This is a genomic window from Streptomyces sp. NPDC029296, assembly GCF_055569255.1.
In genome coordinates, this window is the sequence record NZ_JBVHXT010000017.1 from 52,629 (window position 1) to 65,197 (window position 12,569).

Here is a 12,569-nt window from a genome sequence, read left to right on the forward strand (position 1 = left end):
AAGCAGATCTCCGGTGCGTTGGTGCGGATCGCGGTGGGGTCGCGCACGAACGTGTGGGGTGTGAACTCGGCGGGGAACATCTACCGCTACACGGGCAATGACGCGAGTCCGTGGGTGCAGATCCCTGGTGGGCTGTCGGACATCGGGGCGGGTGCGGACGGCGCGGTGTGGGGTGTGAACTCCGCCGGGAACATCTACCGGTACACCGGTGACCAGGAGTCCGGCCACTGGAAGCAGATCTCCGGTGCGTTGGTGCGGATCGCGGTGGGGTCGCGCACGAACGTGTGGGGTGTGAACTCGGCGGGGAACATCTACCGCTACACGGGCGACGACGCGAGTCCGTGGGTGCAGATCCCTGGTGGGCTGTCGGACATCGGGGCGGGTGCGGACGGCGCGGCGTGGGGTGTGAACTCCGCCGGGAACATCTACCGGTACACCGGTGACCAGGAGTCCGGCCACTGGAAGCAGATCAGCGGCGGACTGAAGGCGATCGCCTCGGGCTCCCGCACCACGGTCTGGGGCGTGAACTCCGCCGGGAACATCTACCACTACACCAACAACGACGCGAGCCCATGGGTGCAGATTCCCGGGGGCCTCTCCGACATCGGCGCGGGCACGGACGGGACCGTGTGGGGGGTCAACTCCGCCGGGAACATCTACCGTTACACCGGTGACCTGCCCGGCTGACCGGGTACGGCGGCGCCCCGGACATCAGCCGTCGAGTCCGGGGCACCGCGGCCGTACGGCCCTCGTGGCGAGGTCAGCCCGCGGCGAGCAGGTCGAGCGTGTCGAGCACGCGGTTCGAGAAGCCCCACTCGTTGTCGTACCAGGCGACCACCTTGACATGGCGGCCGTCGACGCGGGTGAGGGCCGAGTCGAAGATGGACGAGGCCGGGTTGCCGGTGATGTCGGACGACACGAGCGGGTCCTCCGAGTATTCGAGGACACCGGCGAGCGGCCCCTCGGCGGCGGCACGGTAGGCCGCCAGCACCTCGTCCCGCGACACCTCCCGGCTGACGGTGGTGTTGAGTTCCACGATCGAGCCCACCGGAACCGGCACGCGGATCGAGTCACCCGAGAGCTTGCCGTCCAGGTTCGGCAGCACCAAGCCGATCGCCTTGGCGGCGCCCGTCGTGGTCGGCACGATGTTCACGGCGGCGGCACGGGCACGGCGGGCGTCGCGGTGCGGACCGTCCTGGAGGTTCTGCTCCTGGGTGTAGGCGTGCACCGTCGTCATGAAACCGTGCTCGATACCGGCGAGTTCGTCCAGTACGGAGGCCAGCGGCGCCAGCGCGTTCGTGGTGCACGAGGCGTTCGACACGATCGTGTGCAGGGCCGCGTCGTACTCCCCGGTGTTGACCCCGTACGCGAGCGTGACGTCGGCACCGTCCGACGGAGCGCTGACGAGCACCTTCTTCGCGCCCGCGTCCAGGTGTGCGCGGGCCGCCTTCGCCGAGGTGAAACGGCCGGTCGACTCCAGCACGATGTCGACTTCGAGTTCGGCCCACGGCAGCCGCGCCGGCTCCCGCTCGGCCAGCACCTTGATGCGCCGGCCGTCGACGACGAGGGTGTCCCCGTCGGCGCTCACCGGGCGGCCCAGCCGGCCGGCCGTCGTGTCGTAGGCGAGCAGCCGCGCCAGGGCGGCGGGCTCCGTGAGGTCGTTGACGGCCACGACCTCCAGGGCGCTGTCGCGTTCGAGCAGCGCGCGCAGCACGTTGCGTCCGATGCGGCCGAATCCGTTGATGGCTATGCGGGTCATGAGTGCGCTCTCCTTCCGTTCACCCCCATCGTGGTCCGCCCGGACCAGCCATGACCACGGCGTGAACGCCATGGTTCGCAAGGATCGCGCCAAGCCACCGGGAGGTGGCTGAGGCGGGCACACTTGCTCAGATCTCGCTCAATTGCCGCCAATTGCGACCGCAGGTGTGGTGTCGTTCACCCGGACGCCGGACGATCACGTACGGCGCGGATGACGTCGTACCGCGCCCTGACCAGGGCGCGAGAGCACATGGGGGCGGCTATGGCGAAGGCGGTGCGCGCCTTGCTGGGCGACACGTGGATCACCTGTCAGATCTGCCGGGGCGATGTCTTCCGGGAACGCGGCGTGAAACTCAACAGCACCGGCTTGGAGTTCGCGAAACTGGCCTGGGCCGACGAGACGGCGACGGGGCTGATCTGCTGGACCTGTGGGTACGTGCACCTCTTCGCCAACCGGAACATCGAGTTGTACCGGGTCAAGACGTGACGGACCGGCCGCCCGTTCCCGCGTCCGTGCCGCCCTCGTCGTCGTCCCGTCCCTCCTCCGGTAACCGGGTGAGCCGGGTCGCCAGGCGGTAGTCGACCAGGGCGTCGCGGTAGTCCTGGCCGGCGACGACCTTTCCGGGGAGGTTCGTCCGCTCGCTGCGGGACGCCGACATCCGCTTCCCAAGGCCGGGAAAGCGGACGGACGTTCGCGGCTCCTCCTCGAAGCGGAGGTGACCGGCGCGGACGGTCGCCCGGAACGCGATGTCCCACACGGGCTGCCCGGCTTCCGGCCCCCTTCCGCCGGCCGTTCAGGGTGGCTGGTCCCGCTCCCCGGCGGCGCGGCGATCGGGCCGAGGCGCCGACTTCCCCTCCGCGTCGCGGACCCGACGCGCGCGGGTGGCCCGGCGGCTCCGGACGGCCGGGTCGTCGCCGTGTTCGTCGTCGGGCCGCCGTGGACGGGTCCGCCCGGGCGCCGGGGCCCGTCGAACGGCGCCACCCGCCCGGTCCGGTACGTCGGCGATGTCGGGGGCGGCGACAGCCGGTGCGTCGGCGACTTCCGGTACGCCGGCGACCTCCGGCACGTCACCGGCAGCCGGTACGTCCTGGACGACTCCGCCCACCCCGGTCGCGGCCCCCTCCACGGCGTCCCCCGCCACGCGGCCCACGCCTTCCACCGCCGCACCGGCGCCCCGGCCCACGCCTTCCACCGCCGCACCGGCACCTCGGCCCACGCCCTCCACCGCCGCACCGGCGCCCCGTCCCACGCCCTCCACCGCACGCTCGGCCCCGCGGCCCACGCGTTCGACCCCCCGGCCCGCGCCCGCGCCCACGTCCCGCACGGCGGCACCGGCTCCGCTGCCGATGTCGCCGACGGCCCTGCTCGCGCCCGTACCCAGCTCGCCGACGGCCTGCCGCGCGCCGACCCCGACGTCCTGTACGGCGGCCCCCACGCCACGGGTCAGGTCCTCCAGGATCTGCGGATTGCGGTCGAGCGTGGTGAGCACCCGGTTGATGATCAGCGCCACGTTGTCGAGCCGCACCTCCAGCCGGGCCCGCGCCTCCACCCCCGAGATGCCCAGGTGCACCCGGCCCAGTGCGACGTCGGCGCCCACGTTCAGCTTCAGCAGGTCCAGCACCTCGGCCTGGAGCGAGACGTGTGCCCGCAGGTCCTCGACGTCCAGGTCGATCTGGTCGACCTTGAGCAGCGGGACATCGAGGAACACGTCGGGTTCCGCGTCGGTCGCGCTCCTCCGGCCGACGGGCTCACCGTCCGGGCCGGCCGCGGTGTCGTCGATCTCCTCGTACGGGCCGTCCGTGTCGTCGTAGACCTCGTCGTCGGAACCGGCCGTCTGCTCGTAGAGCTCTTCCTCGGGAGTGCCCTCGTCCTCCTCGTGCAGCCCGGGCTGCTCCTCGATCGGCTCCTCGCCGCCCTCGGCGCTGTCGCGCATCACCGAGCCTCCGCTGGTTCGCCGGACATTTCGTCCCATTCTGCTGTGATATGGCCGCAGGCGCTCGGTGCGCGGTCCCATAGGAAGACCCTTGCGCGGTGGTCATCATTTCGTCTTTGACCTATGCGGCCGCCGGGCGTGCACTGGAAGAGAAGTCCCCGAGCGGTGCGCACACCGCCCCGGTCCGATATGGCCGGTGAGGACTCATCTGCCCGGTGTCCGGGGAACCCGGGACCGGTGCCCCGCACGTTTCACCGTCACGGAAGGGCGATCATGGCCGCGCAGCACAAGAAGATGGACCCGTTCGCCGTCGAGGGCGACTTCTTCCGGATCAAGGACCTGCTCGACCCCGGGGAACGGCGGACACTGGAGCGCATCCGCTCCTTCCTCGCCGACAAGGTGGAACCGTCCGCGGGCGAGCTGTGGGCCCGCGCCGAGTCCCCCCTGCACCTGGTGGACGCGGTCCGCGACCTGGGCATCACCGGCATCCCCGGCGACGCTCCCGGCATCACCGCCCGCAGCCCCCTGCTGAGCGGCCTCATCAGCATGGAGATGGCGCGTGTCGACCCCTCCTTCGCCACCTTCTACGGGGTGCACAGCGGGCTGGGCATGGGCTCCATCCGCGAGTGCGGCTCCGACGAGCAGCGGCAGCGGTGGCTGCCGCAGATGGTCGAGTGGCGCAAGATCGGCGCGTTCGGCCTGACCGAGCCGCTGGTGGGTTCGGGCACGGCCCGCGGACTGCTGACCACGGCCCGCCGGGACGGCGACGACTGGGTGCTCAACGGCGAGAAGAGGTGGATCGGCAACGGCACCTTCGCCGACCTGGTGGTGATCTGGGCGCGCGACGAGGCGGACGGGCAGGTCAAGGGCTTCGTGGTGGAGAAGGGCACCCCCGGTTTCACCGCCCGCAAGCTGGAGGGCAAGATCGCCCTGCGCGGCGTGCAGAACGCCCACATCGTCCTGGACGACGTCCGTGTCCCGGAGGAGAACCGCCTCCAGCGGGCCGAATCCTTCCGCGACACCGCGCGCGTGCTGAAGGTCACCCGCGGCGGTGTCGCCTGGCAGGCCATCGGCTGCTCGATCGGCGCCTTCGAGGCGGCCCGCGCCTACGCGGTGGAGCGCGAGCAGTTCGGCAAGCCGATCGCCGGCTTCCAGCTGATCCAGGACCTGCTGTCCCGCATGCTCGGCAACATCACCGCCTCCCAGGCGATGGCGGTGAGGATGGCCCAGCTGCACGCCGAGGACGCGCTGAGCGAGGCCCAGGCGGCCATGGCCAAGATGTTCTGCACCACCCGGATGCGCGAGACCGTCGCCTGGGCCCGCGAGGTCTTCGGCGGCAACGGCATCCTGCTGGAGTACAAGGCGGCCCGCTTCTTCGCCGACGCCGAGGCCCTCTACTCCTACGAGGGCACCCGCGACATGAACTCCCTGATCGTCGGCCGGGCGGCCACCGGCATCAGCGCCTTCGTCTGAGCCCCCGGCTCCCGCGCCGCCCCCGCGCCCGGGGACCGCCCCGGACCCCGTACCGCACACCTCCGCATTCCGCACAGGGATGAGACATTCCGCAAGGGGATGAGACGTCCATGAGCCACTCCACCCCGGCGTCCGGCACCCGGCCCCTCGACGGCCTGCGCGTCATCGACCTGGCCAGCGTCATCATGGGGCCTTACGCCTGCCAGATCCTCGGCGACCTCGGCGCCGACGTCATCAAGATCGAATCACCCGTCGGCGACGTGATGCGCCATGTGCACCGGCGGGACGCCGACACCATCGGGGCGCTGGCGCTCAACCTCAACCGCAACAAGCGCAGCGTCCGCCTGGACCTGAAGACCCCCGAGGGCAAGCGGGCGGCGCTCGCGCTCATCGGCACGGCCGACGCGCTGGTCACCAACATGCGCCCGCGGGCCCTGCGCAAGCTGGGCCTCACCTACGACGACCTCGCCGAGAGCAACCCGCGCCTGGTCTACTGCAACGCCCAGGGCTTCCGCTCCGACTCGCCGGCCGCCGACTACGCCGCCTACGACGAGGTCGTCCAGGCGGCCTCCGGCATGGTCGACCTGATGCGGCGGGTCACCGGCCGGCCCTACTACGTCCCCACGGCCATGGCCGACAAGGTCTGCGGCATGACCATCGCCTACGCCGTGCTCGCCGCCCTGCTGGGCCGGGAATGCACCGGCAAGGGGCAGCACGTCGAGGTGCCCATGGCGGACACGATGTTCGCCTTCACCCTCGTCGAGCACATCGGCGGCCAGGCGTACGAGCCCCCGGCCGGTCCCGTGGGCTTCCCGCGCTCCCTGGAACCGGGGCACGCGGCGTTCCCGACCAAGGACGGCTACGCCTGCGTCCTGCCCTACAACTACCGGGACGCCGAGGCCTTCTTCACGTTCGTCGGGCACCCCGAGGCACTGGAGGGCTTCACCCCCGAGAACTTCCAGTCGAAGATCGGGGAGCTGTACGAGCTGCTCGCCCACTACACCGACGGGCACACCACCGAGGAGTGGGAGGCGTTCTGCTCCGCGCACTCCATCCCGTTCGCCCCGGTCATGAACCTCGACCACGCCGGGGAGCACCCCTACTGGGCCTCCGGGCACATGCTCGACGTGCAGCGGCATCCGCACGTCGGCGCCTACCGGGTGATCGGCGACCCCGTCCGCTACTCCGACTCGCCCTCCGGGGTACGGCGTCCCTGCCCGGAACTCGGCGAGGACACCGCGTCCGTCCTGGCCGAGATCGGCTACACCCCCGAGCAGGTGGCCGCGGTGACCGGCGCGGAGCGGTGACGGACAGGACCCCCTCACGCCCTGGGCACTCCGCGGTCCGGCCCGTCGGCGGACCGCGCGGCGCACGTCTCCCGCAGGATGTCCAGGAATACCTGGCAGGCCGGGGAGAGGGGCTCGCGGCGGCGGGCCACGCCGAACGGGGCACGCACGGCCGGGCCGAGGGGGCGTACGACCCCGCCCTGTTCCGCGATGCGCTCGGCGTACCAGCGGTCCACCAGCGCCGCGCCCGCGCCGGTCAGCACCAGCGGGATCACCGAACCCAGGTGCGGGGTCACCACACCGGCCCGGGCCCCCTCCGCCGCCGGCTCCCGGCCGTCCTCGTCGTGTCCGGCGCCGGCCAGGGCCCGGCGGATCGCGTGCCGGGCGGAGCCGCCGTGCAACACCGCCACCAGAGGCATCGTGGCCACCTCGGCCGGCGACACCGGTCCCGGGGCGACGGCGGTGCCCGGGGCCATGGCCAGCCAGATGTCGTGGTGGCCCAGCTCCTCCGTCACCAGGGCGGGCGCCGGGGGCAAGGGCAGCGAGACCACCGCCAGTTCACGGCGCCCGTCGGTGAGCGCGTACACCAGCTCGTCGTCGCCGGGCGCGTCCTCGACCAGGACGCCCACCCCCGGATGGGCCCGGCGGAACGCGCCCACCGCCCGGGCCAGCGGGTCGGCCGTCACCGAGGCGTGCGCCACCAGTTCCAGCCGTCCGGCGCGCAGCGACGCCACGTCCGCGACCGCCCGGACGGCCGCCCGGCGGGCCGCCAGCAGCCGCCGCGCCGGTTCCACCAGGGCCCGGCCCGCCGCGGTGGGCACGACTCCGCGCGGGGTCCGCTCGAACAGCACGGTGCCCGCCTGCCGTTCGATCGCGCGCACGGTCTGCGACAGGGACGGCTGGGCCACGCGCAGCCGCCGCGCCGCCGCGGTGATGCCACCGCTGTCGACCACCGCCAGGAAGTACTCGGCCTGCCGCAGCCCGGTGAACGGCGACCCCCACCGCGGTTCACCCGGCAAAGGACCCACCGCCCACGCGCCCTTGCCACTCCGGCGCCGGAGCCAGGCCGGCCAGCGCCCGGGCGGCCGGCGACAGCCGGCCCGGCACATACGCCAGCCCGTACGGCTGGCGCAGCGGCGGATCGAGCCGGCGGACCCGCGCCCCCTGCCCGGCGGCCCAGCGCGCCACCCGTCCGGCGAGGAAGGACATGCCCGCCCCGGCCAGTACCAGGGGAATCACCATCTCCCGGTGCGCCACCTCCACGGTGATCCGCGGACGCACCCCGTGGGCCGCCAGGTGATCGCCCACCAGTTCCCGCTGCCGACTGTGCCCGGTGACGCCCACCGTCTCCCGGCCGGCCAGCAACCGGACCGGCAACGGGTCGGGCAGCGGCGGCTCGCCGGGCGGGAACACGGCCATGATCTCGTGCTCCGCCCAGGCGCGCACCACGATGCCGTCCGCGTCCAGGGGCAGATAGGTCACCCCCACCTCGGCCCGGCCGTCGGCCAGCATCTCGCGCACCTCCGCGTCGCGGTCGGTGACCCGGACCCGCACCCGCACCTCGGGATGCAGACCGCGGAACCGCCCGAGGAGGAGGGCACACGGATCGACCGCCAGCACCGGTGTCGTGACCAGGTCCAGCTCCCCGGCCGGTCCGCCGTCCAGCCGGCCGATCACATCGCCCGTGCGGCGCAGCTCCCGCAGCAGCAGCCGCGCATGGGGCACGAACGCCCGCCCGGCGGGCGTGAGGACGGCCCCCCGCCGCACCCGGCGCACCAGGGCCGCGCCCAGCTCCTTCTCCAGCGACCCCAGGGCCTGCGACAGCGACGGCTGACTCACCCCGCACGCCACCGCCGCGTGACCGAGGCTCCCGTGCTCGGCGACCGCGAGAAAGTACTCCACCTGCTGACCGTTCACGCTCGCACCGTACCCGCGCGGCCACCCGGCCCGTCCGCCCGCCGCCGGATGCCTAGTCCTGCCGGAAGAACGTGCGCCGGTATTCGCTCGGGGTGGTGCCGAGGATGTGCTGGAAGTGGGTCCGGAGATTGGTGCCGGTGCCGAGGCCGACGTCGGCGGCGATCTGCTCGATGCTCCGTTCCGTACGCTCCAGCAGCTCGCGGGCCAGGTCGATGCGGGCGCGCATCACCCACTGCATCGGCGTGTACCCCGTGTCCTCGACGAAGCGCCGGGAGAACGTGCGCGGCGAGACCGCCGCGTGCCGGGCCAGCGCCCTGAGGGTGAGGGGTTCGCCGAGCCGGTGCAGCGCCCACTCGCGGGTGGCGGCGAACCGCTCGCCGAGCGGCTCGGGCAGGCTGCGCGGCACGTACTGCGCCTGGCCGCCGCTGCGGTAGGGGGCCGCGACCAGGCGCCGGGCCGCGTGGTTCGACGCGGCCACCCCGAGGTCCCCCCGCAGGATGTGCAGGCACAGGTCGATGCCCGAGGCGGCGCCGGCCGACGTCAGCACGCTGCCCTCGTCGACGAAGAGCACGTTCTCGTCGACCCGGACCAGCGGATGCCTCGCCCTGAGCGCCCGCGTGTAGTGCCAGTGGGTCGTGGCCCGCCTGCCGTCGAGCAGGCCCGTGGCGGCGAGCGCGAAGGCGCCCGTCGAGATGGCGGCGAGCCGCGCGCCCCGGGCGTGGGCGGCGAGCAGCGCGTCGACCACGGCGGCGGGCGGGTCCTCGCGGTCCGGGAACCGGTAGCCGGGGATGAAGACGATGTCGGCCCACCGAAGCGCGTCGAGGCCGTCGGCGACGTGGTACGACAGCCCGTCGCCGCCGGTCACCAGGCCGGGCGCCGCGCCGCACACCCGCACCTCGTACGGCATGCTCGCCCGGGTCGTGAACACCTGGGCGGGAATGCCGACGTCGAGCGGCTTGGCCCCCTCGAGCACGAGGACGGTGACGCGGCGCGGACGGGAGGACGGCACGGGTACAGGGTACGAGTCCCGTGCCCCCGGCTCAGTGGCGCCCGGTGGTCCGCGCGGGGGCGGGATCCCGGCCGCCGGCGGGGGGCGGGCCGACGCGGGCGCGAGCGTGGAAGGACGGCCGGAGCCGGCCGGTCAGCGCCAGGAAGGCGGCGAACGTGCCGGTGACGACCCAGCCGGGCCGGCCGGCCATGCCCATGTGCAGCGGATCGAGTGCCGCCGTGGGGTCGGCGAACTCCCCGGCCATGTCGACACTCGCCGAACGCACGAACGCGTGGCCGATGACGGCGGGCACGACCGACCCGGACCGCAGCCGCAGCCAGGTGAACACCGGCAGGACGAGCACGCAGCCCACCAGCACGGCGGGCACCGACACGTACCAGGGGCGTCCCGGGTACTGGCCGCCCATCATCGCCGTCCCCGCCGGACCCGCTGAGCAGGAGCGGTGACACGGCCGCCCACATGCCGAGGTAGGCGGCACCGAGGAAGACGAACAGGCCGCGCCGCCGGCGGACGCGGGACAGGGATCCCGAGGAGAGCGTCATGCCGGGGGACGCTACGAGCCCGGCCGGTCGCGAGGAATGCGGCCGGGACCCGTACCGGAGGTGGTCCTGACACCACCTCCGCCGGCTCAGGCGTCCTCCGGCCGGGGCCGCCGCCAGCCGCCCGTCACCTCCTTCGTGGGCTTGTGCGGGAAGCGCCGCTCCGCGTACCGCTGCGCCGCGGAGCCCGGGAGGACGTACAGCGTCTCGGTCTTGTCCTGGAGCGGGCGCAGGACCGTGTCCATGAACCCCTTGCGGTCGTCGAGGTAGGGGCCGAGGACGTCCTCCCCGGCGGGGCAGACGGCCACGCAGTACCCGGACTTGTAGTTCGGCTTGAACGCCAGGCTCTGCCACATCGACGCGTTCTCGGGATCGGTGACGCGGGAGCGGAAGTCGGCGGCGTCCGTGCTGTCGGCCACCGTCTGCGCCCAGTCGGTGAATCCGCTCATGAACTCCCGGTAGTTGTGCGTGACGCAGGCGAGGAAGTCGAAGTCGCCGTCCTTGGTGAGGGCGCCGACCGGGCAGGCGGCGACGCACAGCTTGCAGTCGATGCACGGGTTGTCATCCAGCGGCCGCCCGTACGCGCTCACCTCCGCGTCCACCAGTACGGTGGCCAGCAGCACGAAGGTGCCGAACCTCGGGTGGATGACGTTGCGGTGCAGCCCCATCACGCCGAGGCCCGCCGCCACGGCGACCGTCTTGTGCGCCACCACCCAGATCCGGCCGGGGAAGCGCTCCATCTCCTGCGGGAAGCCGGCCGACGGGTTCAGCGCGCGGTGACCGGCGTCCTGCAGGGCCCGGGTGACCGCCCGGGCGGCGTGGTTGATCTGCTCGTCGGCCTGGTGGAACTCCTGGTTCGCCACGCTGCGGGCCGGCGAGCGGTAGTTGTCGCGGTTCATCCGGACCACGAGCGAGACGAGGGTGCGCGTGCCCGGCAGGGCGGTCAGCGCGTGCTCGCGCTCCCCGGCGAGATCGGGATGGCCGAGACTCACCGCCGCCGCGTCGTCGGCCCCGGCGGCGAGACACAGCTCGCGCAGCCACTCCGCGTCGATCACCGGCGGCGGCCCGTCCGCCGCGCCGGCGTCCCGGCGCGCGAGGACGGCCCGGACGGACGGATGGCCGGCGAGCTTCGCGGGCAGCTTCGGCCGCCCGGCTTCCTCCGTGACCCGTGGTTCGCGCATCCCGGCACCCTCCCTGAGAGTTGGATTTTCAAACTCACTATGCCGGGAGACGGACCGATGGGCAAGATCGCGGTGACCGGCCGGTGGGCGGGCGTCACCCGGCCGGGAGCAGCAGCACCGTGTTGGAGACCGCTCCCGCCGCCGTGTTCACCGGCGCCCCGGCGGGCGAGTCGGGACTCGCGTGGCGGACGTAGGCGCCAGCGGGGCGGCCGTTCAGCAGGAACGGCGAGAGAACGAACGGCACCCGGGCCGTGCCGCACACGCCGTCGAGGCTCCGGAACCGCATCCGGACGGTGTCGGGCACGAGCCGGTGCTGCAGCACGAGCGTCTCCTCGCGCGACCGCCGTTCCAGCAGGCCGAGCCACTCCCGCTCGGTGACCTCGGCACCGGAGACGAACCCCGTGCCCCCGTGGCCGCACGAGGGTTTGGCGACGAGGCCGGTCCGCTCCCGCACGGCGCGGGCCAGGAGGCACCGGCGTCGTGCGGCGGACTGGCGGGGCCCCAGCCACGCCGTCCACGGCACGTGCCCCTCGATCAGCTCCCGGTCCGCGGGCGCGTACCGGTCCAGGTCCTCGTGCATCCAGGCCAGCACCCGCTTGGCGCCGAGCAGGCACGACGCCTCCGGGACGAACAGCCGCACGCCGCCGGCGAGGACCGCCTCGCGCAGCACGCCGAGCGCCGCCGGGTCCGTCACCACGGACCCGAGGAACTGGTTGAACACCACATCGACGCGGTCCTCGCCCACCCACAGCCCGTCGGCGCCACCGCGCACCTCGGACAGATCCGCGACCGTCACCTCCAGTCCCGCCTCCCGGGCGGCCTGCGCGGCCGGGCGCAGATAACGGCGCAGCGCGCGGACGCCGTCCAGCTTCGCCGCGATCCCCGAGGCCGCCCGCCAGGTCGGCACCAGCACCCGGGCACGTCCGCCGGCCGGCTCCGGCACGGCCCCGGCCAGGGCCGCCGCCCGGGCGCGCAGGGTCGACGGCGGCGCCACCAGCGTGCCGTCCGGCCAGTCGCGGGCGAACGCCGCGCTGCGCCGGTCCAGCCCGGGGACGCCGTAGATGTTGGGGCCGGCGTTCAGCTCGACGAACCACGGCCTGCCCCCGGCCAGCAGCGCGTCGGGACGGGCCAGGCGCAGCAGCGCGGGGTCGGACAGCCGCTGCGCCGGGTCCAGCAGCCGGGGCTCGCGGTGGTCGTCCAGCGCCCGGTACAGCTCGCCGGCGGTCGCGGCCCGGCGCCGGCAGGCGAGGAGCGCGCACCGGAGCACGCCCGCCGCCAGCTTGCCGAACCGCTGGTAGTCCGGCGCGGAGAAGACCAGTGGGCGCAGCGCCTCCCAGCGGCCCGGCAGCGCGTCGAGGACCCACCGGCCGCGGGCCCCGGCGCTGCGGCGCAGCAGCTCCGCGCGGGCGTCGCGGGGCAGCCGGTCCCACAGGTCGTCCAGGGTCGCACTCGGGCCGCACACCAGGCACGCC

General features: G+C 73.6%; 13 protein-coding genes. 4 read left to right on the plus strand and 9 right to left on the minus strand.

The genetic code is table 11. The features are described from left to right. The coding region (locus ACZ4W9_RS16910; RefSeq protein ID WP_467936309.1) for a tectonin domain-containing protein at window positions 1-687 on the plus strand (687 nt) is incomplete at its 5' end. A 73-nt stretch (window positions 688-760) separates the two neighbouring features. Here the strand turns inward: ACZ4W9_RS16910 and gap are convergent. Beyond that, complete coding sequence (gene gap, locus ACZ4W9_RS16915; protein WP_467936311.1) at window positions 761-1,759, minus strand: type I glyceraldehyde-3-phosphate dehydrogenase; 999 nt, start codon at window positions 1,757-1,759, stop codon at window positions 761-763. A 261-nt stretch (window positions 1,760-2,020) separates the two neighbouring features. Between gap and ACZ4W9_RS16920 the strand changes: the two genes are divergently transcribed. After that, window positions 2,021-2,245 (plus strand): hypothetical protein, encoded by a 225-nt coding sequence (locus ACZ4W9_RS16920; RefSeq protein WP_467936313.1) that lies wholly within the window; start codon window positions 2,021-2,023, stop codon window positions 2,243-2,245. Here ACZ4W9_RS16920 and ACZ4W9_RS16925 read toward each other — a convergent pair. Both ACZ4W9_RS16925 and ACZ4W9_RS16930 read right to left on the minus strand, forming a co-directional pair. Next, on the minus strand, window positions 2,235-2,417 hold the full coding sequence (locus ACZ4W9_RS16925) for a hypothetical protein (protein WP_467936315.1): 183 nt from the start codon (window positions 2,415-2,417) through the stop codon (window positions 2,235-2,237). The genes ACZ4W9_RS16920 and ACZ4W9_RS16925 overlap by 11 nt on opposite strands. A 135-nt stretch (window positions 2,418-2,552) precedes the next feature. Further along, the gene (locus ACZ4W9_RS16930; protein ID WP_467936317.1) at window positions 2,553-3,692 is read right to left on the minus strand and encodes a hypothetical protein; all 1,140 of its coding nucleotides are present in this window, start codon (window positions 3,690-3,692) and stop codon (window positions 2,553-2,555) included. A gap of 273 nt (window positions 3,693-3,965) precedes the next feature. Between ACZ4W9_RS16930 and ACZ4W9_RS16935 the strand changes: the two genes are divergently transcribed. Then, window positions 3,966-5,165, plus strand: coding sequence for an acyl-CoA dehydrogenase family protein (locus tag ACZ4W9_RS16935; RefSeq protein ID WP_467936319.1), 1,200 nt, complete (start codon window positions 3,966-3,968; stop codon window positions 5,163-5,165). 110 nt (window positions 5,166-5,275) lie between these two features. Further along, window positions 5,276-6,472: a CaiB/BaiF CoA transferase family protein gene (locus tag ACZ4W9_RS16940; RefSeq protein ID WP_467936321.1), complete on the plus strand. Its 1,197-nt coding sequence runs from the start codon at window positions 5,276-5,278 to the stop codon at window positions 6,470-6,472. A 14-nt stretch (window positions 6,473-6,486) separates the two neighbouring features. Here the strand turns inward: ACZ4W9_RS16940 and ACZ4W9_RS16945 are convergent, their stop codons facing one another. The 6 genes from ACZ4W9_RS16945 to ACZ4W9_RS16970 all read right to left on the minus strand — a co-directional run bounded on the left by ACZ4W9_RS16945 (window position 6,487) and on the right by ACZ4W9_RS16970 (window position 12,559). Continuing rightward, on the minus strand, window positions 6,487-7,470 hold the full coding sequence (locus tag ACZ4W9_RS16945; protein ID WP_467936323.1) for a LysR family transcriptional regulator: 984 nt from the start codon (window positions 7,468-7,470) through the stop codon (window positions 6,487-6,489). After that, window positions 7,460-8,368 carry a LysR family transcriptional regulator gene (locus tag ACZ4W9_RS16950; protein WP_467936325.1) on the minus strand — a complete coding sequence of 303 codons (909 nt, stop codon included), beginning with the start codon at window positions 8,366-8,368 and terminating at the stop codon, window positions 7,460-7,462. The genes ACZ4W9_RS16945 and ACZ4W9_RS16950 overlap by 11 nt, the downstream gene beginning before the upstream one ends. Before the next feature lie 52 nt (window positions 8,369-8,420). Continuing rightward, window positions 8,421-9,377: a GlxA family transcriptional regulator gene (locus ACZ4W9_RS16955; protein WP_467936327.1), complete on the minus strand. Its 957-nt coding sequence runs from the start codon at window positions 9,375-9,377 to the stop codon at window positions 8,421-8,423. Between the two features lie 31 nt (window positions 9,378-9,408). Next, the gene (locus tag ACZ4W9_RS16960) at window positions 9,409-9,786 is read right to left on the minus strand and encodes a hypothetical protein (protein WP_467936329.1); all 378 of its coding nucleotides are present in this window, start codon (window positions 9,784-9,786) and stop codon (window positions 9,409-9,411) included. Between the two features lie 219 nt (window positions 9,787-10,005). Further along, complete coding sequence (locus ACZ4W9_RS16965; protein ID WP_467936331.1) at window positions 10,006-11,097, minus strand: 4Fe-4S binding protein; 1,092 nt, start codon at window positions 11,095-11,097, stop codon at window positions 10,006-10,008. 94 nt (window positions 11,098-11,191) lie between these two features. Then, window positions 11,192-12,559, minus strand: coding sequence for a hypothetical protein (locus ACZ4W9_RS16970; protein WP_467936333.1), 1,368 nt, complete (start codon window positions 12,557-12,559; stop codon window positions 11,192-11,194). Between the last annotated feature and the right edge of the window lie 10 nt (window positions 12,560-12,569).

Coding starts and splice junctions, on each gene's coding strand:
- ACZ4W9_RS16925 (WP_467936315.1), bottom strand. CDS start 2,417: ATGTCGGCGTCCCGCAGCGAGCGGACGAACCTCCCCGGAAAGGTCGTC.
- ACZ4W9_RS16965 (WP_467936331.1), bottom strand. CDS start 11,097: ATGCGCGAACCACGGGTCACGGAGGAAGCCGGGCGGCCGAAGCTGCCC.
- ACZ4W9_RS16920 (WP_467936313.1), top strand. CDS start 2,021: ATGGCGAAGGCGGTGCGCGCCTTGCTGGGCGACACGTGGATCACCTGT.
- ACZ4W9_RS16960 (WP_467936329.1), bottom strand. CDS start 9,786: ATGATGGGCGGCCAGTACCCGGGACGCCCCTGGTACGTGTCGGTGCCC.
- gap (WP_467936311.1), bottom strand. CDS start 1,759: ATGACCCGCATAGCCATCAACGGATTCGGCCGCATCGGACGCAACGTG.
- ACZ4W9_RS16930 (WP_467936317.1), bottom strand. CDS start 3,692: ATGCGCGACAGCGCCGAGGGCGGCGAGGAGCCGATCGAGGAGCAGCCC.
- ACZ4W9_RS16935 (WP_467936319.1), top strand. CDS start 3,966: ATGGCCGCGCAGCACAAGAAGATGGACCCGTTCGCCGTCGAGGGCGAC.
- ACZ4W9_RS16940 (WP_467936321.1), top strand. CDS start 5,276: ATGAGCCACTCCACCCCGGCGTCCGGCACCCGGCCCCTCGACGGCCTG.